Below are 19,935 nucleotides of genomic sequence, written 5' to 3'. Positions count from 1 at the left end.
TATCATATGAAAAAGCCCCCTCAGGATCTCAGTCAATTACTGCATCAGCAAGGGACTATGCCCAATTTAGCTGAAAAAGCAGAACTGTTATTACACTTAGATCACTACGTGAAACAAGTGCTAACTGGTCCAGTGACAGAGCAACTAAAGGTTGCCAATTTACGCCAAGGGATCTTGGTTATTGAAACAACTACGGCTGCTTGGGCGGCAAGGATTAACTTCCAAAAGCCCAAAATACTGCAATTACTGCAAGCCGAAACGCTACCCATGCTTACCGCAATCGAGGTTAAAGTCAACCCAAGCTTGTTATTGTATGCAACAAAACCCAAGGTGGTTCACAACCTGATAAGTGAAAATGCCGCCGCTCATATTGAAGCATTAGCTGAACATACTGAAGGGACATTAGCGGTAAAACTAAAACGGCTGGCTGCATTAGCCAGCCGTTCAAGGCAATCTTAATTCGCGATTAAGCGAATACAGCACCCGCAGGTACTGAGAAGCTGACGGGTGCGTCGGCTTCTTTTTCAAAGCTCACGATTTCCCAAGCGTCTTGCTGTGCAAGCATGGCGCGCACTAACTGATTATTAAGTGCATGTCCTGTCTTAAATGCACAGAACTCACCAACAATCGCGTGACCCGCTACATATAGGTCACCAAAGGCATCAAGGATCTTATGCTTAACGAACTCGTCCTCATAACGCAGGCCATCGGGGTTGAGGACGCGATACTCGTCAAGTACCACAGCATTTTCCATGCTGCCACCTAGTGCAAGGTTATTCGCTCTTAGGTATTCAATATCCCGCATAAAACCAAAGGTTCTTGCACGGCTGATATCTTTAATAAAAGCAGACGATGAAAAATCCATAACCATATGCTGTTGACTACGAGCGATCTCTGGGTGATTAAAGTCAATTGCGAAATCGACTCTGAAACCTTTAAACGGTTTCAACTCTGCCCACTTATCACCGTCTTCAACACGAATAGGTTTAGTGATTTTAATGTATTTCTTAGCTGCGCTTTGCTCTTGAATACCTACAGACTGAAGTAGGAAAACAAAAGGACTCGCACTGCCATCCATAATCGGGATTTCAGGCGCGTCAACTTCGATAACTGCGTTATCAATACCTAGTCCGGCTAGCGCTGCAAATAGATGCTCAATTGTTGAGATACGAACACCGTCATCATTTACCAAAGCAGTACACATAGTCGTCTCACGCACTTGATCGGCAACAGCTGGGATTTCCACTGCTGGCGATAAGTCAGTACGAACTAGCTTAATGCCGGTATTAACGGGTGCGGGCTTAATGGTCAAAGTCACCTTGTTGCCGGAATGCAATCCAACACCAGTAGTCTTAACCATTTCTTTGACAGTTCTTTGAAAAATCATGTGTTTACCCGTTTATTATCTCAACAAAAAAGCACTAACTACACACGTTTTAGTCGTGTATAGGCGATGCTGGTCGGATATCTTAGCATATCTTTGCAAATTAACCAAAATTCACTCAGCTTTTAGACAACACTTTAGTATTGCCTTATATTTCTTAACTATTTATTAACGTTTAAGTTAATCAGCTTGCTTACGCAAAAACGCTGGAATATCTAAGTAGTCAAGTTCGTTCTTTTTCTCGGCCACTGGCGTTGCGACTTGTGGCTGAGTTGCCGCTGCAGTATTACCGTGTGACATAGTAGGCGCAATCGCATCTTCAGCAGCAAAGCTCTCTACGCGAGGTTCAGCCGGAACAATTGGTTCTGGACGTGGAGCTGGCTTAGAGACAAGCTGGATATCTGGCTTCTTTTCAGCGCCAATACCCGTAGCAACAACCGTTACACGTAGCTCATCTGACATCTCTGGATCGATTACCGCACCCACAACCACTGTTGCGTTGTCAGATGCATAAGCCTTAACGTGGTTACCCACAGTCTCGAACTCTTCGATGCTCATATCCATACCAGCAGTGATATTCACAAGAACACCGCGAGCGCCAGCAAGATCGATATCTTCTAGTAGTGGACTGGCAACAGCTGCCTCTGCCGCTTCTTCGGCTCGGTCTTCACCGCTCGCAACGCCTGTGCCCATCATGGCATTACCCATTTCTGACATAACCGTTTTCACGTCGGCGAAGTCGACGTTAATCAAACCAGGGCGAGTAATTAGCTCTGCAATACCTTGAACGGCGCCAAGTAGTACGTTGTTAGCTGCGGCGAACGCATCTAACAAAGAGGTGCCACGACCTAACACTTTAAGTAACTTTTCGTTTGGAATCGTAATTAGCGAGTCCACATGCTTAGCAAGCAGCTCAATACCTTGATCCGCGTAGGCCATACGCTTCTTGCCTTCGAATGGGAAAGGCTTAGTCACGACAGCAACGGTAAGAATACCTTCTTCACGTGCAATCTCTGCAACCACTGGTGCAGCACCAGTACCGGTACCACCACCCATACCCGCTGCGATAAAGATCATGTCCGATCCCTTAATCGCATTACGAATGTTTTCTCTGTCTTCTTCTGCCGCCAAACGACCGATTTCAGGGTTTGCGCCTGCCCCTAAACCTTTAGTTACGTCGCGACCTAATTGAATTGTGGTTGATGCAGCAGACTTACGCAGCGCTTGTGCGTCAGTATTTGTTGCCACAAACTCAACACCTTCGATGTTGTGTTTAACCATATGCTCGACAGCGTTACCGCCACCGCCACCGACACCGATGACCTTAATCACCGCTTCGTCTGAATGACTATCCATGATCTCAAACATGGTCTTTTCTCCGTTCTGCCTGCGTTATTAACTAAAACTCGCCTTTAAACCAACTCTGGACCCGATTCCAAAGACTGGTGACCCCTTGTCGCTCAGGACGCTCGAACTGACGTTCGATCACTCTGCGCGCACCATAATGAAGCAACCCAACTCCGGTAGAGTAAATAGGTTGATCCACATATTCATGTAATCCTTTAACTGGCAGCGGCTGCGCCATTCGTACTGGCATGCCAAATGTTGCCTCGGCAATATCCACAGCACCTTCAATTGATGCCGTGCCGCCGGTAATGACAATGCCCGCCGCAACCTGATCTTCTAAGCCACTATCACGTAGCTGCTTTAAGATCAGTTCAAATAATTCTTGGTATCTAGGTTCAACCACTTCCGCAAGTGTATGACGCGACATACTACGTGAAGGGCGACCGCCTACTGAAGGAACTTCAATACTATCTTCACGGCTCACCATCGCGCTGCGGGCGCTAGCGTGTTGTACCTTAATCTGTTCTGCATGGGATAACGGTGTACGGAATATCTTAGCGATATCATTAGTCACCTGATTACCCGCAACAGGAACCACAGCGCAATGACGTAGTGCGCCATTGGTATAAACTGCAATATCTGTAGTACCGCCGCCGATATCGACTAAACAGACCCCTAGATCCTTTTCATCATCAGTAAGTACAGAGTCGGCTGAAGCGATTGCTGAGAACACAAGGTCATCAACTTTTAAACCACAGCGCTCAACACTCTTAGTGATGTTCTTCGCCATATCATTGGCGCAAGTCACGATATGTACTTTGGCTTCCATACGCATACCTGACATGCCAATCGGGCTCTTAATCCCGTCTTGAACATCGATTGCGTACTCTTGTGGCAACACATGCAAGATACGACGTTCTGTTGGGATCTTTACCGAACGAGCGGTATGAATCACATTGTCGACATCTTCTTGAGTCACTTCTTCATCGTTAATCGACACCATGCCATTTTCATTCTGGCATTCGATATGCTTGCCCGAAATACTCAAATATACTGAAGAAACTTGGCAGTCAGCCATTAACTCAGCCTGGTCCAGTGCTCTTTGTACACTGCGGACGATAGAGTCGAGATCGTTAACGCCGCCTTTGTCCATCCCTCTCGAAGGATGGTTTCCAAGGCCGACTATGCTGATCTCACCGTCAGGCAATACTTCACCAATGATCACAGCGACTTTTGATGTCCCTATGTCCAATCCCACGATCAGATTTCTATCTAGATTCTTGGTCATTAATTAACGGCTCTCTTTTTGTGCATCATCCCAACCTACGGCCAAACCTGTGTCGTAGCGCAAATCCACAATAGCTACCTGTTTATCTTGCTTAGCAAGTTTGGGGTAGACGTGGATAAATCTCTGTATCCTTGCCATCTTGTCTTCTCGACCGAGCTCTAGCTTAATGCCATTGTTTAACTCAGCGTGCCAAGCATGTCTTGGGCTTAAACTTAAACTTTGTAAGTTAAAGCCATTAATTCTTAATAACTCACCAAGCTGTTGGTAAGTCGTAAGCACCGACTTACTTTGTTCTTCAGGCCCGGTCAATAAAGGTAAATTAGATATACCTTCTTTCACTGGTGCATCAAACACTTCACCGTAAATATTGAGCCAAGCATCACCATTCCAATGTGCAACTGGTTTTTGTTCAACCAAATACACTTTTAACTTGGCTGGCCACTCACGTCGTACGGAGGCTTTATAAACCCAAGGTAACGCTTCCAGTGCTTCTTGCACTTGAGTCACATCTGCCGAAAAAAAGCTCCTCTGCATCAAGTCTTGTAATGCTATCTGGATCTCTTTATCGTCTGTGTATAAGCGCTCTCCTTTAATCGCAACCGCCTCAATCGGTAACGCATCAGCATCATTTAATACGGCATTGAGCTTCATCACTGCCATTGATAAGCCTATCAATACACACAGTAAAAACACCACACCAAAACACAGATACCAGTCGGCTTGCGAAAGCAAGACTCGAACACGCTGACCTTTCTCGCGCCAAGACACCTTTAGGCTTCCTTTTGCAACCGTAACCCCAGAAAACCGGCCATTATATAGCCCTTATCCCAAGCGTCAAAATTTGATGTGTAACTTAACTTATCTAACGCTAAGTTACGCATTTTTTTCATCTTTACCCGTAGCAGCAAAACCTAGATTAGATTCGGTAAGACTACGTGATAACAATCCAATACTGCCAGCCCCTTGAGTCAACAGTAAGTCACCGCCTTGCAATATCTCTGGCAAGATAGTTTCTAGCTGCTCAGTGCTCGCTACAAACACCGGCTCAACCTGACCACGAACTCTAATCGAGCGGCATAGGGCGCGACTATCGGCACCAGGAATTGGCGCTTCACCCGCGGCGTATACATCTAACATTAATAGGCAGTCTACTTGCGATAAGACCTCTACGAAGTCTTCATACAGGTCGCGGGTACGACTGTAGCGATGTGGCTGGTAGATCATCACCAGACGACGCTCAGGCCAACCAAGTCTGGCAGCCTTAATCGTTGCAGCCACTTCACTCGGATGATGACCATAGTCATCGACCAATTTAATCTCGCCTTTGCTTGTCGCGAACTCACCAATTTGTTGGAAGCGTCGTCCAATACCTTGAAACTCGGCTAGCGCTTTAATGATGGCTGCATCTTCAATATCATCTTCAGTCGCAACGGCAATAGCAGCCAGCGCATTTAACACATTATGCTCACCCGGTAAGTTAACTGATAAGCGCAAATCAGCTAGCCCTGCACGCTTAACCGTGAACTCACAGCTATAACCCGTTTGTTTAAAATCTAGCGCCTGTACATCCGCGTCATCGCTAAAACCATAAGTCACGATGCGACGACCAATACGTGGAATAAGCTCACGCACAATAGGATCGTCGATACAGACGACGGCAACCCCATAGAAAGGCAAGTTATGCAGGAAGTCGACAAAAGTGGTTTTAAGCTTCTCTAGATCGCCTTCATAGGTGTCCATATGGTCAGCTTCGATATTGGTCACCACACTCACCATCGGCTGAAGATGCAAGAAGCTCGCATCACTCTCATCCGCTTCTGCAATAAGATAGCGGCTATGGCCTAATCTAGCGTTGGTGCCTGCACTATTGAGCAAGCCCCCGATCACGAAGGTAGGGTCGCGCTCTGCTTCGCCATAAATGCTAGCGATCAAACTCGTGGTAGTGGTCTTACCGTGGGTACCCGCAACAGCGACACCATGGCGATAACGCATCAGCTCGGCTAACATTTCGGCACGGCGTACCACGGGGATCCTAAGTTCTTTTGCTGCAACTAATTCTGGGTTGTCAGCACTGATAGCGGTTGACACAACCACTACATCCATACCTTTCACTTGGCTTGCATCATGGCCAATATAAATTGTCGCGCCAAGTTGAGCTAATCGCTGAGTTACCGCACTTTCAGCGATATCTGAACCACTTAACTTGTAACCTTCATTAACAAGCACTTCCGCTATGCCACCCATGCCCGCACCACCTATTCCAACGAAATAGATGTGCTTAACCCTGCGCATTTCAGGGATCATGGATCTTAGCTGCGAATACTTCTCTGCTTTGTTACTCATCTCAACCCTTTTCAGCTAAACGAATGCAGACGTTGGCAACTCTTTGAGTTGCATCTAAGATTGCTACGTCTCGAGCACGCTGGCCCATATTGCATAATTCTTGTTTATCAGATGCCAGCATCGACAATTTAGTCATTAACTTGCTGGTATCGACTATTGGCTGTGGCAGTAAAAATGCTGCCCCAGCGTTGACTAATACTTTGGCATTTTTAGTCTGATGATCATCTACGGCATGTGGATATGGCACTAGCAGACTCGGTAAACCGACTGCGGCCAACTCCGATACGGTTAACGCTCCTGAGCGGCACACCACTACATCCGCCCAGCGATAAGCCGCTTCCATATCATCAATAAACTCGGCGACGCTTACACTGCCATCTTGACCTAATCGCTGATATTCAGCTTTAACGGTCGCTAAGTTGTCACGCCCAACTTGATGCCAAACCGTCATTGAATGGGTTTTGCTCACCCCTTCTAATACACTTGGCATGACATCATTAAAAATCTTTGCTCCCAAGCTACCGCCGACAACAAGTACCTTGAGCGAATCATCGTCACAAACAGGCTTTCGCTTTTCGCCTAGGGCAATAAGCTCTTTACGAATAGGGTTACCGACGGTTTCAGCTTTAATGTCGGTAAATGTACCGTCAAACGCGCATAATACCTCTGAGGCAATACGCGATAACAACCTATTGGTCATTCCCGGAATCGCATTCTGTTCATGCAGAACCAAAGGGATACCACTCAGTTTTGCAGCGACGCCACCCGGACCGCTAGCAAAGCCGCCCATCCCCATCACCACATGGGGTTTAAACTTTTTAATCACTGCACGAGCTTGCATCACCGAGCGGATAATCTTAAACGGTGCTGCGAGCTTTCGCATCAAGCCATTTCCGCGCACACCTTTAATATCAATAAAATCGATATCGAAGCCATGTTGAGGGACTAACCTCGCCTCCATTCGCTCGGCGGTACCTAACCAACGCACTTTCCAGCCTTGCTGACTCAAATATTTAGCAACCGCTAGCGCAGGAAATACATGACCGCCAGTACCGCCAGCCATGATTAAAATGCGTTTTTCTTCAGCTTGGTTAGTCATTAATTCACTCATTGTTTACTTGTCCGGCCTTCAACGGCCTGAATAACGCTTAATCGTCTTTCATGATCAATCCGGATAAGCAGCATGGCTGCCGCCGTCATGACCCATAAACTACTACCGCCATAGCTAATAAATGGCAGAGTTAATCCTTTGGTTGGCAACATACCAATACTGGCGCCAACGTTGACCACGGTTTGGAAGCAGATCCAGATCCCGATGCCATAGGCAAGATAACCTTCAAATGCTCGCTCAAGTGCTAAACACATACTGCCTAGCTTAATCGCTCTAAGTGCGACAAATAGCAACACAGCTAATACGGCGATAATGCCGATAAATCCTAACTCTTCACCAATCACGGCAAAGATAAAGTCGGTATGTGCCTCCGGCAGATACTCTAACTTCTGAATACTGTTGCCTAAGCCCTGGCCAAACCAATCACCGCGTCCATAAGCCATCAGTGACTGAGTCAGCTGATAACCGCTACCAAACGGATCTTGCCAAGGATCGAGGAACGAAGTCACACGTCGCATTCGGTAGGGCTCAAGTAATACTAAGGCCACAAATGCCAATATCCCGGTTAAGATCAGCGCGAAGAAATCCAGTAATCTCGCGCCCGCTAAAAACAGTAAACCGACGGTACCCACAAACAGTACGACCACGGTGCCTAAATCAGGTTGCATCAAAATCAGAAAAGCATACACGGCAAAAACAGCAATAGGCTTATAGAAGCCTTTGGCGTTTTCTCTAATCTCTTGGTGACGACGTACCAAGTAGCCTGCCATGTATATGGCAAAGGCAAACTTAGCAACCTCGGCTACCTGAATACGGATAGGCCCAATCGATAACCAACGCGTTGCCCCGTTAACGGTTGTGCCCACAAACAGTACCGCTACCAGCATGATGCCAACCACAACCAGCAACCATGGGCTAAAGTGTTGCCAATGACGCATCTCTATTTGCAACACTACCGCGGCAATAATTACGCAACCGATTAAATAAGCACCATGACGCCACACAAAATGAAACGGGTTACCCGTTAACGTTTGTGCCTCAGGCATAGAGGCTGACATCACCATCACAAAGCCAAAACAGATCAACGACAAAACAGCAAATAACAATGCTCTATCGTACAGCTGCATCCCTGGAGCAGAGTTATCATTAAACAAATTCGGCAACGACCACTTAAAGCGGTTGCTAAATAGGCTTAACTGCTTCTCACTACTCGCCATGAAGCGCTTCTACCAAGCTGCGAAATTCATCGCCACGCGCCATAAAATTAGGATACATATCTAAGCTAGAGCAAGCGGGTGATAAAATAACAATATCACCTGCAGTGGCAAGTTCATTGGCTTTCAGCACAGCTTCTGCCATCGTGGTCACTTTTATCGCCTCAGGTTTTAATGCAGCGATCTTGTCAGCGTCTTTGCCTAAAACGATTAGCTGACTCACCTTCTCAAGCACAGGCTCTAACGGTTTAAAGTCTGCGCCTTTACCGTCTCCGCCGGCGATTAAAATCAGTTCACCTAAGTGCTCGCTTAAGCCGTCAATGGCTGCGACCGTAGCACCAATATTGGTTGCCTTAGAGTCGTTGACATACGTGACACCGGCAATTTCAGCAACCACTTCGCAGCGATGGGCAAGACCTGAAAACGTCTTAGCCACCTCAATTTGAAAGTCTCGTTCAATACCTGCGGCAGTCGCTAACGCCATCGCTGCAATGATATTGGCGTGGTTATGACTACCCACTAGCGCCACATCGCTAACGGCCATGATCTGGCTACTACCATGTACTATCATTCCGCCAGAAATTCCCCATGCATCCATTTCTGGCGCATCTAAACCAAAACTTTCTTGGTTGGTTGGGTTATTCGGTACTGTTAACGCATCTTCACGGTTAAACAGCACCATTTTGCTCTGCTTATACAGCTTAAGCTTGGCCTGACGATATGACTCTAGATCGCTGTAACGATCCATATGATCTTCGCTAATGTTGAGACACGTTGCTGCAGTACACTGCAAGCTATGGGTTGTCTCTAGCTGAAAACTCGATAGCTCCAAGATATATAACTCTTTAGGCTCGAGCAGTAGATCCAGTGCAGGCACACCAATATTGCCACCGACGGCATAAGAGCAGCCACAGGCTTTAGCCATCTCACCCACTAAGGTAGTGACAGTGGTCTTGCCATTAGAGCCTGTGATCCCGATAACCTTGGCAGAACCTTGGCTCACCTCTCGAGCAAAAAGTTCAACATCACCGATCACCTCGATCCCCATATCGAATGCAACCCTGACTTCAGGTGTTTCACACGCAATACCAGGACTAATAATGATCTGCTGTGCCTGTACTAAGTAACGACAGTCAAAACCGCCAGTTACCAACTCAACTTGAGGAAACTCTGCTGCTAATGTGTCAGCCCCTGGAGGCTGGTTTCGGCTATCCATCACTAAAGGAACGATGCCTTGCCCACACAGGTAACGCACTACAGATAAACCTGTTGCGCCTAAACCTAAAACTATGTGTGAATATTGCTGAGCCATATCAGACCTATCTAATCCAGTTTAATCCGTTATCTAAGTTTCAAGGTTGCCAGTCCAAGTAGGACTAGGAACAAGGAGATAATCCAAAAACGAACGATGACTCGCGGTTCCGGCCAGCCCTTCAACTCATAATGATGATGAATGGGAGCCATGCGGAAGATACGCTGTCCACGTAATTTATAAGAGCCTACCTGCAGAATTACCGATACCGTCTCCATGACGAAGACGCCGCCCATGATCACCAATAGGATCTCCTGGCGTACCAATACTGCGATAGTGCCTAATGCCGCGCCAAGTGATAGTGAACCAACGTCGCCCATAAACACTTGCGCAGGATAGGTGTTAAACCATAAGAAGCCTAAACCAGCACCAACAATTGCCGTACACACGATCACAAGCTCACCCGCACCAGGCAGGTAAGGAAGATGTAAGTAGCTAGCAAACTGAACGTGACCAGACAAATACGCAATCAAGGCAAATGCTGCCGCGACCATAACGGTAGGCATAATCGCCAAGCCATCGAGACCGTCAGTTAAGTTCACTGCGTTACTTGAACCCACAATAGTGAAATAAACCAATACAATAAAGAACCCGCCAAGCTGCGGCATCACATCTTTAAAGAAAGGTACCACTAGCTGGGTTTCCCCGGGGCTTTGCGCCGAGGCATACAGGTAAACCGCAATCAATAGTGCGGCCAAGGATTGCAGCAGATACTTCCATCTAGCAATCAGTCCCTTGGTGTCTTTACGGACCACTTTACGATAATCATCGATAAAGCCAATTAAGCCAAAGCTACCGAGCACAAACAGCACGACCCATACATAGCGGCTATCAAGATCACCCCAAAGCAAGACGCTGATAAACACACCAGCAAGGATCAATAGGCCACCCATCGTCGGCGTGCCACGCTTGCTAAAATGTGATTCTGGACCATCGTTACGCACGACTTGACCAATCTGCATCAGCTGCAAACGGGCAATCATCTTTGGTCCCCACCAAAGACTAAACATCAATGCAGTCATCAAGCCAAGAATGGCTCGAAAGGTGACATATGAAAATACGTTAAACCCACTGTAAAACTGGGTTAAATACTCAGCCAGGTAAACCAGCATTAAACAAACTCCCCGCGACCATAAGCCGTTGTTAAAGCTTCAACTACACGTTCCATTCTCGCACTGCGAGAACCTTTCACGAGTACTGTGATGTCAGCAGGTAATTCATTAATGTATTGAACTAACCCCGCAACTAAGCCATCGATATCGTGATAGTGTTTGGAACCAAAAGCATGACTCGCACCTTCGCTTAGCGTACCAACACAAAATAGCGCACTAACGCCTTTGGCCTTGGCTAATTCTCCAAGCTCGCGATGCAAAAGGGCGGCATTGTCGCCTAATTCGCCCAAATCGCCCAGCACTAAACAGCGATTTCCTTTAATTTCTTGAAGCCAGTCAATTGCAGCCCCCACTGAAGCAGGGTTGGCGTTGTAACTGTCATCTATCACAGTTACTCGTCCAAGTTGACTTGGAAGCATGCGCCCTTTTACTGGTTGTAGCAGACTAAGCCCTTGGCAAATAAGGGGCAGGGATAAACCTAGCGCGATACAGATGCTGGTTGCCGCCAAGGCATTAGACACTTGATGACGCCCTGCTAACGGCAACTCAACTCTATGAACTTCTGCATCATAGCAAAGGCTAAAGGCATAACGCCCATAGGTGTCAGCAATCAAATCTGTCGCAAAAACATCAAGATCTCTCGACGCTTCATTTTTAACACCAAAACATAACTGCTTAACGTGACTAGAGGCCTGAAGCATGACATCAGCAAATGCATCATCAGCATTAATAACCGCGGTGCCACCAGTACTAATATGGTTAAAGATCTCAGATTTTGCCTTAGCAACGCCTTCAAGAGAACCAAAGCCTTCAAGATGGGCCGAAGCCACGTTATTCACCATGGCCACACTTGGCTTAACTAAGCTAGAGGTATAATCAATCTCACCAGCGTGGTTTGCCCCGAGCTCAAACACGCCAAACTCGTCGCCTTGTTGCAACCTCAACAAAGTTAACGGCACCCCAATTTCGTTATTGAAGTTACCTGCGGTATAGAGCACTTGATGCTTTTGCGACAGGATAGTCGCTATCATCTCTTTTACGCTGGTTTTACCATTCGAGCCGGTCAATGCAACACAAGTAGGTGCAACTTGCTCACGCACATAAGCGCCAATTTCACCCATAGCCTTCTGGCTGTTATTGACGATAAGTTGGGTTGCATTTATCGGTAACTCTCGTTCTACGAGTAGCGCATTCGCGCCAGCATCGACAGCGGCTTGTGCAAAAGCGTGGCCATCAAAGTTTTCACCTTTCAGTGCTACAAATAGGGTTTGACTGTTTACAGCACGGCTATCACTGGAGACACTGTCGATAAACAGATCATCACCAATCAACTGACCTTTTAAGCGTGTCGCTAGCTCGGATAAAGAAACACTAATCATGCTTCACCTTCGGCAATCGCTTTCGCGAATGCTCTTTCATCGTAATTCAATCTTTCACCATTAATCTCTTGATAGGTTTCATGGCCTTTACCCGCGAGCAATACCATGTCGCCAGCGACAGCCTGAGCCACAACGTCTTTAATGGCCGTTTGGCGATCAACTTGTGTTAACGCGTTTTTGGGGTGTTGTAACCCAGCCAAAATATCGGCAATGATCGCATTTGGGTCTTCACTACGCGAGTTATCGCTTGTCACCATCACCCGGTCGGCAAATTGTTCGGCACTGGCAGCCATCATAGGGCGCTTGCCCCTGTCTCTGTCGCCACCACAACCAAATACACACCAAAGTTTGCCTTTACAATGCACTCTAAGCGCTTTTAGCGCCTGCTCTATCGCATCAGGGGTATGGGCATAGTCCACAACCAATGTGACTTCATCTTTAGTGGTAAAACGCTCCATGCGACCCGCAACCGGCTCGAGCTTCTCAGCAAGTGCCACTAGCGCATGCATATCTTCACCCAGTAGGTAAAGCGCGCCGAGCGCCGCCAATAAATTTGAAAGATTAAAATCACCCAATAACGGTGAATTAAGCTTGGCCTCACCCGTTGGCCACACCAGCGTGCACGACACGCCACCATCGTGGAAATGACAATCTTTGCAATAAATTGCAGCCTTAGAATCGCCTTTGATACTAAAACCAATAACCTTGTCTGATGCTAAATCAGTAAGCCATTCTCGGCCGAGTGCATCATCACAATTAATTAAGCCCGCGCGTAAAGTGGCGAACTGGAATAAACGCTTTTTAGCTGCGCCATAGGCGTCCATCGTATGGTGATAATCGAGGTGGTCGCGGCTTAAGTTGGTAAATACCGCTACATCGAACGGCACAGCCTCAACTCTGCCCTGCACTAGCCCGTGGCTAGAGACTTCCATTGCACAAGTATCGGCACCGCGTTGCTCAAAGTTTTGCAGCTGCTTAATAAGAGTGATGGGATCGGCCGTGGTATTGCCGCTATCGACTAGCTCACCCCATAGGCCATTGCCTAAGGTGCCCATCACCGCAGTTTGCTTACCTTGTAGCAACTGCAACTGAGCAATCAGTTGAGTTACCGAGGTTTTACCGTTAGTGCCCGTCACCCCAATAATCTGCGGCCGTACTTGAGACAGCGGGTAAGCTTGTGCAGCCAAGGCAGAAATTTGTCTATTCAGCTGGAAAAATAAAATCTGTAAGCCCGCCTCATGAACAAGCTTACCGTGCTCCTCTGGCGAATCGGTATGCACTAAAACTGCACTTGCGCCACGCTCAAAGGCGGCAGTTATAAACTTTCGACCATCGACTTGATAGCCTGGAATCGCAACAAACAGCGAGCCGGACTGAACAGCACGACTATCTAATGTGAGCTCAGAGAACTCTTCGGCTCCCGAATAATGAAACCAAGGCGCTAATAGATCGCGAATTAGCATTATTCAACACTCCTAGAATTAGCTGCTAAACGGACCTTCTCACGTTTTGAAATAGGCTCAACGTTTAGCATTTGTAAGGCACCTGACATGACGGCCGCAAAAACCGGAGCGGCGACATCGCCACCGTAATAACGATCACCTTTAGGTTCATTTATCACCACGGTAATGGCTAATTTCGGTGTATGTACAGGGGCCACACCGGCAAATATTGCCACATAGTCTTCACCATACCCGCCAGCAACAGCCTTACGAGCGGTACCGGTTTTACCCGCAACAGGATAACCTTCAATGTGTGCCTTACGTGCGGTGCCACCTTTTTCGGTCACCCCCACCAGCATCTCCATGACATCTTGCGCGACCTGTGGTGAAATGACTTGTGTGCCTTGTGGCGCTTGTTTTAGTTTTAAAATTGACACGGGATACTGCACGCCTTTATTTCCCAAAGTGGCATACATTCTGGCAAGCTGCAGTGGTGTGGCCATCAAGCCATAACCAAATGACAAAGTGGCGCGCTCAAATTCAGACCAGCGACGACGGTCATGGATAAGGCCTGCGCTTTCACCCTCTAAATTAATCCCTGAATAATTACCGAGCCCCATTGTTTGGTAGGCGCCCAATAACTCTTGTACTGGCATAGACAACGCAATTTTAGTCATACCAACGTTGCTTGAGTGAACTAATACGCCGCTCAAAGATAAATCACCGTAGTTACGCCCATCACGTACAATTTTGCCACCGATACGCATACGCCCGGGGTTGGTCTTAATGATTTGATCTGTCTTAATTGTTCCGGCATCGAGTGCTGCAGCAACCACAAATGGTTTGATGGTTGAACCCGGTTCATAGGCATCAGTCAAAGCCCTATTTCGCATGCGATAGCTCTGTAGGTTTTCACGAGAGTTGGGATTATATGATGGCGTATTTGCCATCGCTAACACTTCCCCCGTTAGTACATCTAGCACCACGATTGAGCCCGATGTGGCTTGGTTGATCTCAGTGGCTTTTTTAAGCTCTCGATAAGCCAGCTGCTGGATGCGCTGATCGATACTCAGCACTAAGTCATTAGGGCTTTCACCCTCTTGCACCATGTCTAGGCGCTCAACTACGTGACCATCACGAGACTTACGTACTTTTTGCTTACTCGGCGTGCCAGTAAGCCAGTCGTCATAGGTATTTTCTAGCCCTTCGATGCCTTTGTCATCGATATTGGTGATCCCCACCAATTGCGCCGTGATCTCACCAGTTGGATAGTAGCGACGTGACTCAGGTTTAAGGTAAACACCCGGTAAATCCAATTGCTGAATATAATTAGCAACTGCAGGGGTTACTTGACGTTTAAGGTAGGTAAAACGCTTACGAGGATTCGATTGAACTCGTTTAAGGATATCTTCTTTCGGTTCATGCAGTACGTCTGCTAATGCTTGCCAACGACGCATATCGGCAAAACCATCCTCATCATGTATAACTTTAGGATCGGCGTATACCGCTTTTACTGGCACACTCACCGCTAACATTTCACCATTACGGTCGGTGATTAAGCCACGTTGCACTTCACGACTCGTGGTACGCAATGTGCGCATGTCACTTTGGTGGCGTAGCATTTCGGGCTCGATGATTTGAATGTAAGCGGCTCGACCAACCAAACTTGTAAACAACAGGCAGACAAAAGCCACCACGACGTATAAACGCCATTGGATTAACTGTGGTTTCTGTTTACGCTTTGCCTGTTTGCTCATGGCACTCTTACGACAACCTCATCTTTGGGTAGCGGACGATTCATATTTAGCTCTTTGGTCGCTATCCGAGTTATCCGGCTATGTTCAGAACGTGACTGCTCCTCTAAAAGCAAGTTACGCCATTCAATATCCAGCCTGTCTCTTTCCTGTAATAACTGATCCCACTGGCTAGTGTACTTTCGCCCTTCATAGCTGGTGTACACAACCGCAATGGCATTAAGTACAACTAGCAATGCTAAAATCATTACCCATTTGTGATGCCAAAGATCCAGCAGCACAATTCGAGTTAAATTCAATTGCGATTTACTCACGCTAGCCTCAAGCTCACTTATGCTTCGTAAGGTAAGCGTTGGGCAATACGTAGCACCGAGCTGCGCGCTCTAGCGTTACGCTCAATTTCTTCGGCTGACGGCTTAATCGCCTTACCTACGCCCTTCAGTTTACGTGATTTGTTAATCTCTTCTTCAGTGATAGGCAGGCCATGAGGCACACTTTCACCTTGGCTATTACGACGAATAAAACGTTTCACCATACGGTCTTCAAGCGAATGGAAGCTGATCACAGATAAACGCCCTTCAGGCGCCAATACCGTTAATGCGCCCTCTAGTGCTTGGTCAATCTGCTCAAGCTCACTGTTGATATAAATACGGATAGCTTGGAATACACGAGTAGCTGGATGCTTGTTACGCTCTTTGTTCTTAGTGATACGAGCAATTAAATCTGCCAGTTCTTTGGTACGTAAAAATGGGGCTTTCTCACGGTCGGCGGCAATACAGCGCGCAATATGGCGAGAGTTTTTTTCTTCGCCATAGGTTTTAAATACCCACGCCATGTCTTCTATCTCGGCACGCGCCAACCACTGCGCTGCAGTTTGCCCTTGAGAGTTGTCCATACGCATATCTAACGGGCCGTCTCTTAAGAAACTAAAACCACGCTCAGCATCATCTAACTGCGGCGATGACACGCCAAAGTCCAACAATACACCATCAATTTTGCCTTTCAGGCCTAAGTCTTCGACGTAGTCGGCCAACTGACCGAAACCACCATGCACAATTTGAAAGCGGCTATCATCTTTAAACTGCTCAGCCGCTGCGATCGCCTGTGGATCTCGGTCAATAGCAATCAATCTTCCATTCGGTCCAAGTTCCTCAAGAACTTTTCTAGAATGACCACCACGACCAAATGTGCCATCAATATAGATGCCATCAGGTTTTATGTTTAAGCCTGCAACCGTTTCCGTTAACAGTACTGATAGGTGTTCAAATTCTTGTGTCATGGGTTTCTTCTACTTTTAAGTATCACTCGCTAAAGTGAAAAATCTGCCAAACGTTCGTTAGCAGCCAAATCTTCATTAAGAATCGCTAATCGACTCTGCTCAATCTGTTGTTGCCATGCCGCCTCATCCCAAAGCTCAAACTTATTGAGCTGGCCGACTAACATCGCCCGCTTATCTAAGTTGGCATATTGACGTAAAGGCGTTGGCAACAGCATGCGGCCGTTACCATCTAATTCACATTCGTGGGCATATCCGAGCAACATGCGTTTAATTGCTCTTTCGGTAGGCTGTGTGTCGGAAAGTAACGCGAGTTTAGCTGCAACTTTTTCCCACTCTTGAATGGGATACAGCAATAAACAAGAGGATTGGATATCTACAGTGATCACAAGTTGACTATTATGGCAGGCGTGCAGCGGCTCACGGTATCGCTTCGGAATTGCGATCCGTCCTTTTGTATCAAGGTTTATAGCGCTGGCCCCAGAAAACACCTTATTGTCATCCCTGTTGTTCTATAAATTACCCACAAATATCCACATTTCCCCACAACAGCTAAGTTTAGGGATAGAACGCAAGACTTGTCAAGGAAAGCCGCTTATTTAAGATCCAGCAACCAAGCGGGCTAGCAGCGTATTTTGATTCTAATGAAACGAAATAGCGTACTAGGGATTTATGTGGAGATCACATGCCACTTCTTAGCTAAAAAGTAGGAAAAACAGACAGAAGACAGGGGTTAATTGGCAACAATGAAAGCCCTATGTGGATATTATTCCCATAAACTTGGCTTTGAAGAGAATTAAACTAATCAAAATTGGCAAGATAAATGCGCAAGTATCTCGAGATAGGGGAGCTGTAAGTTAAACATAATTAACCAAATCAGTTTCAAATTTAACCAATCACTAAAAGGACAAATAGCCACCCTCCCAAACAAAGGCTAAATTTTAATCAGCTCATGCCGATAAATAGGTAACCTTACTTAACACTAGGAGTGTCAAATGATTAGCTTAGATAGTGTATACGCCATGCTTGCTAAGCCTGTCCTTTCCAAGTTGAAGACTAAGGCAATAGTAAAACGTATCGATAACAGCGCAGCAATCTCTGCCGATAGCCATGAGCCGCCGCAGTCTCAGCTTCCGCCTCACCTAGAAAGACGCTCTTCAACCGATGATAGGCGTAAAGACCAACAAATTGCTTACCAACTCGACCCAGGCCTAGAGAGAAGAAAAGGCTCAAGAGGAGACCGGCGGACTAAAGAAACAGAAGATGAGGAGCTAGCACAATCACAAACCGCTCAATCGACTGAGTCAACTGAGTCAACTGAGTCAACTGAGTCAACTGAGTCAACTGAGTCAACTGAGCCTGCTATCTCAACAGAGCGGGGGGAGTCCTCTGCAAAGCAGAGAGAGTCCTCAACGAAACTAAAAGAGTCGACCCACACTAAGATCGACATCAATGTATAGTTTCAGTTTAAGTAGTTGCCGTTATGACTTATCGAGTCCGAGCCACCGCATTTTGCCAACCTTGGTATAAACTATCGCGCTTTTGTGCCGTTATCTGCGGCGTAAAGCTGCGCTCCACTCCGGCCTTAAGCTTTAGTTCATCCGTTGAATCCCAAAACCCGACCGCCAACCCAGCTAAAAATGCTGCGCCCATGGCCGTGGTTTCAGTCAAATCTGGTCGCTGAACTTCGACATTGGTAATATCTGACTGAAACTGCATCAAGAAATCATTCGCCACCGCACCGCCATCGACCTTAATCTGCTTAAGTTCAACACGACTATCTTTAGCCATGGCATCGAGCAAATCACGACTTTGATAGGCGATCGCCTCAAGTGCGGCCCTGATGATATGGTTACGATTAGCGCCTCGAGTTAACCCCACTAAGGCTCCTCTTGCGTCCGGATCCCAATATGGTGCGCCCAAGCCAACAAATGCAGGAATTAAATATACCCCGTGAGTATCTTCAACCTTAGAGGCAAAGTACTCGGTATCTTGCGCATCACGAATAAGCCCAAGCTCATCTCTAAGCCACTGCACCGTAGCACCGCCCATAAATACCGAGCCTTCTAGCGCGTAATTCACTTCGCCATTAGCCCCAATTGCGATGGTGGTTAATAACCCATGTTGTGACTGAACGGCTTCAGTACCAGTGTTCATCAACAGGAAACACCCGGTACCGTACGTATTTTTGGCCATGCCCTCTTCAATGCAAAGCTGACCAAATAGCGCCGCCTGCTGATCGCCCGCCATACCCGCAATAGCAATATGGCTACCTTCACCCACGATACGGGTATGACCATAAACCGCCGATGAAGGTTTTACCTCAGGTAATATTGAGCGCGGAATATTGAGCGCCTTAAGCAGAGTCTCATCCCACTCTTGGGTGTGGATATTAAATAACATGGTACGTGATGCATTAGTCGGATCGGTAACATGGGCTTGCCCCTCGGTTAGCTTCCATACCAACCAGGTATCAATGGTGCCAAACAGTAACTCACCTTTTTCAGCACGCTCTCTTACCCCATCGACATTATCTAAAATCCACTTAATTTTGGTGCCAGAGAAATAGGGGTCGAGTAGTAAACCTGTTGCTTGCTTTACATAATCTTCAAGCCCCTGTGTTTTTAGCTCATCACAGATAGCTTTACTACGACGGCACTGCCACACGATTGCATTGTAAACGGGCTTGCCTGTGGCCTTATCCCATATCACCGTGGTTTCACGCTGGTTAGTAATACCGATGGCGGCAACATCTTCACTATGAATGTCGGCTCGGGCTAATGCCTCAATGAGAGTCGAGCTTTGCGAAGCCCAAATCTCCATTGCATCATGTTCAACCCAGCCCGGTTTAGGGTACATCTGGCTAAACTCACGCTGACAACTAGCGACCATATTAGTACTGTGATCAAACACTATGGCTCGAGAACTGGTTGTACCTTGGTCCAGTGCAATGATGTATTTCTTTGACACTTA

General features: G+C 47.0%; 18 protein-coding genes. 2 read left to right on the top strand and 16 right to left on the bottom strand.

What is annotated here, in order from left to right; translation table 11 throughout:
• The first annotated feature begins 6 nt into the window (after window positions 1-6).
• The gene (locus SHAL_RS02325) at window positions 7-459 is read left to right on the top strand and encodes a DUF721 domain-containing protein (RefSeq protein WP_012275590.1); all 453 of its coding nucleotides are present in this window, start codon (window positions 7-9) and stop codon (window positions 457-459) included.
• Window positions 460-466: 7 nt separating this feature from the next.
• Here the strand turns inward: SHAL_RS02325 and lpxC are convergent, their stop codons facing one another.
• The 15 genes from lpxC to mraZ form a co-directional block, all read right to left on the bottom strand.
• Window positions 467-1,387 carry a UDP-3-O-acyl-N-acetylglucosamine deacetylase gene (lpxC, locus tag SHAL_RS02320; RefSeq protein ID WP_012275589.1) on the bottom strand — a complete coding sequence of 307 codons (921 nt, stop codon included), beginning with the start codon at window positions 1,385-1,387 and terminating at the stop codon, window positions 467-469.
• Between the two features lie 177 nt (window positions 1,388-1,564).
• Window positions 1,565-2,752, bottom strand: coding sequence for a cell division protein FtsZ (gene ftsZ / locus SHAL_RS02315; protein WP_012275588.1), 1,188 nt, complete (start codon window positions 2,750-2,752; stop codon window positions 1,565-1,567).
• A gap of 31 nt (window positions 2,753-2,783) precedes the next feature.
• Window positions 2,784-4,019 (bottom strand): cell division protein FtsA, encoded by a 1,236-nt coding sequence (gene ftsA, locus SHAL_RS02310; RefSeq protein WP_012275587.1) that lies wholly within the window; start codon window positions 4,017-4,019, stop codon window positions 2,784-2,786.
• A 3-nt stretch (window positions 4,020-4,022) separates the two neighbouring features.
• A complete protein-coding gene (locus tag SHAL_RS02305; protein WP_012275586.1) occupies window positions 4,023-4,787 on the bottom strand; it encodes a cell division protein FtsQ/DivIB in 765 nt (254 codons plus the stop codon).
• A gap of 105 nt (window positions 4,788-4,892) precedes the next feature.
• The gene (murC, locus tag SHAL_RS02300) at window positions 4,893-6,362 is read right to left on the bottom strand and encodes a UDP-N-acetylmuramate--L-alanine ligase (RefSeq protein WP_012275585.1); all 1,470 of its coding nucleotides are present in this window, start codon (window positions 6,360-6,362) and stop codon (window positions 4,893-4,895) included.
• 1 nt (window position 6,363) lies between these two features.
• On the bottom strand, window positions 6,364-7,461 hold the full coding sequence (gene murG, locus SHAL_RS02295) for an undecaprenyldiphospho-muramoylpentapeptide beta-N-acetylglucosaminyltransferase (protein ID WP_012275584.1): 1,098 nt from the start codon (window positions 7,459-7,461) through the stop codon (window positions 6,364-6,366).
• Window positions 7,462-7,469: 8 nt separating this feature from the next.
• A complete protein-coding gene (gene ftsW, locus SHAL_RS02290) occupies window positions 7,470-8,690 on the bottom strand; it encodes a cell division protein FtsW (protein ID WP_012275583.1) in 1,221 nt (406 codons plus the stop codon).
• Complete coding sequence (gene murD / locus SHAL_RS02285; protein ID WP_012275582.1) at window positions 8,680-9,999, bottom strand: UDP-N-acetylmuramoyl-L-alanine--D-glutamate ligase; 1,320 nt, start codon at window positions 9,997-9,999, stop codon at window positions 8,680-8,682. The genes ftsW and murD overlap by 11 nt, the downstream gene beginning before the upstream one ends.
• 29 nt (window positions 10,000-10,028) lie before the next feature.
• Window positions 10,029-11,111, bottom strand: coding sequence for a phospho-N-acetylmuramoyl-pentapeptide-transferase (gene mraY / locus SHAL_RS02280; RefSeq protein WP_012275581.1), 1,083 nt, complete (start codon window positions 11,109-11,111; stop codon window positions 10,029-10,031).
• Window positions 11,111-12,490, bottom strand: coding sequence for a UDP-N-acetylmuramoyl-tripeptide--D-alanyl-D-alanine ligase (locus SHAL_RS02275; RefSeq protein ID WP_012275580.1), 1,380 nt, complete (start codon window positions 12,488-12,490; stop codon window positions 11,111-11,113). Before SHAL_RS02275 ends, mraY begins: the two co-directional genes overlap by 1 nt.
• A complete protein-coding gene (gene murE, locus SHAL_RS02270; RefSeq protein WP_012275579.1) occupies window positions 12,487-13,953 on the bottom strand; it encodes a UDP-N-acetylmuramoyl-L-alanyl-D-glutamate--2,6-diaminopimelate ligase in 1,467 nt (488 codons plus the stop codon). The genes SHAL_RS02275 and murE overlap by 4 nt, the downstream gene beginning before the upstream one ends.
• Entirely contained in the window at window positions 13,953-15,689 is a 1,737-nt protein-coding gene (locus tag SHAL_RS02265) for a peptidoglycan glycosyltransferase FtsI (RefSeq protein WP_012275578.1), read from the bottom strand. Before SHAL_RS02265 ends, murE begins: the two co-directional genes overlap by 1 nt.
• Window positions 15,686-16,000 carry a cell division protein FtsL gene (gene ftsL, locus SHAL_RS02260; protein WP_012275577.1) on the bottom strand — a complete coding sequence of 105 codons (315 nt, stop codon included), beginning with the start codon at window positions 15,998-16,000 and terminating at the stop codon, window positions 15,686-15,688. The genes SHAL_RS02265 and ftsL overlap by 4 nt, the downstream gene beginning before the upstream one ends.
• Window positions 16,001-16,017: 17 nt before the next feature.
• Window positions 16,018-16,965, bottom strand: coding sequence for a 16S rRNA (cytosine(1402)-N(4))-methyltransferase RsmH (rsmH, locus tag SHAL_RS02255; RefSeq protein ID WP_012275576.1), 948 nt, complete (start codon window positions 16,963-16,965; stop codon window positions 16,018-16,020).
• Window positions 16,966-16,994: 29 nt separating this feature from the next.
• Window positions 16,995-17,453, bottom strand: a complete 459-nt coding sequence (gene mraZ, locus SHAL_RS02250; protein WP_012275575.1) for a division/cell wall cluster transcriptional repressor MraZ — start codon at window positions 17,451-17,453, stop codon at window positions 16,995-16,997.
• Window positions 17,454-17,957: 504 nt separating this feature from the next.
• Between mraZ and SHAL_RS23185 the strand changes: the two genes are divergently transcribed.
• The gene (locus SHAL_RS23185) at window positions 17,958-18,422 is read left to right on the top strand and encodes a hypothetical protein (RefSeq protein WP_012275574.1); all 465 of its coding nucleotides are present in this window, start codon (window positions 17,958-17,960) and stop codon (window positions 18,420-18,422) included.
• Window positions 18,423-18,450: 28 nt separating this feature from the next.
• Here SHAL_RS23185 and glpK read toward each other — a convergent pair whose 3' ends face one another.
• Entirely contained in the window at window positions 18,451-19,932 is a 1,482-nt protein-coding gene (gene glpK / locus SHAL_RS02240; RefSeq protein WP_012275573.1) for a glycerol kinase GlpK, read from the bottom strand.
• Window positions 19,933-19,935 lie beyond the last annotated feature (3 nt).

Origin of the sequence: Shewanella halifaxensis HAW-EB4 (assembly GCF_000019185.1) — a bacterium.
GTDB classification, from domain to species: Bacteria; Pseudomonadota; Gammaproteobacteria; order Enterobacterales; family Shewanellaceae; genus Shewanella; species Shewanella halifaxensis.
The sequence above is the reverse complement of the archived record's forward strand: the minus strand, read 5'-3'. Positions and strand labels throughout refer to the sequence as shown.

Excerpts from the sequence above, each read along its gene's own strand:
- SHAL_RS02265 (WP_012275578.1), bottom strand. The coding sequence starts at position 15,689 with ATGAGCAAACAGGCAAAGCGTAAACAGAAACCACAGTTAATCCAATGG.
- murC (WP_012275585.1), bottom strand. The coding sequence starts at position 6,362 with ATGAGTAACAAAGCAGAGAAGTATTCGCAGCTAAGATCCATGATCCCT.
- SHAL_RS02275 (WP_012275580.1), bottom strand. The coding sequence starts at position 12,490 with ATGATTAGTGTTTCTTTATCCGAGCTAGCGACACGCTTAAAAGGTCAG.
- SHAL_RS02325 (WP_012275590.1), top strand. The coding sequence starts at position 7 with ATGAAAAAGCCCCCTCAGGATCTCAGTCAATTACTGCATCAGCAAGGG.
- ftsA (WP_012275587.1), bottom strand. The coding sequence starts at position 4,019 with ATGACCAAGAATCTAGATAGAAATCTGATCGTGGGATTGGACATAGGG.
- murE (WP_012275579.1), bottom strand. The coding sequence starts at position 13,953 with ATGCTAATTCGCGATCTATTAGCGCCTTGGTTTCATTATTCGGGAGCC.
- murG (WP_012275584.1), bottom strand. The coding sequence starts at position 7,461 with ATGACTAACCAAGCTGAAGAAAAACGCATTTTAATCATGGCTGGCGGT.
- murD (WP_012275582.1), bottom strand. The coding sequence starts at position 9,999 with ATGGCTCAGCAATATTCACACATAGTTTTAGGTTTAGGCGCAACAGGT.
- rsmH (WP_012275576.1), bottom strand. The coding sequence starts at position 16,965 with ATGACACAAGAATTTGAACACCTATCAGTACTGTTAACGGAAACGGTT.
- ftsW (WP_012275583.1), bottom strand. The coding sequence starts at position 8,690 with ATGGCGAGTAGTGAGAAGCAGTTAAGCCTATTTAGCAACCGCTTTAAG.
- ftsZ (WP_012275588.1), bottom strand. The coding sequence starts at position 2,752 with ATGTTTGAGATCATGGATAGTCATTCAGACGAAGCGGTGATTAAGGTC.
- SHAL_RS23185 (WP_012275574.1), top strand. The coding sequence starts at position 17,958 with ATGATTAGCTTAGATAGTGTATACGCCATGCTTGCTAAGCCTGTCCTT.
- lpxC (WP_012275589.1), bottom strand. The coding sequence starts at position 1,387 with ATGATTTTTCAAAGAACTGTCAAAGAAATGGTTAAGACTACTGGTGTT.
- mraY (WP_012275581.1), bottom strand. The coding sequence starts at position 11,111 with ATGCTGGTTTACCTGGCTGAGTATTTAACCCAGTTTTACAGTGGGTTT.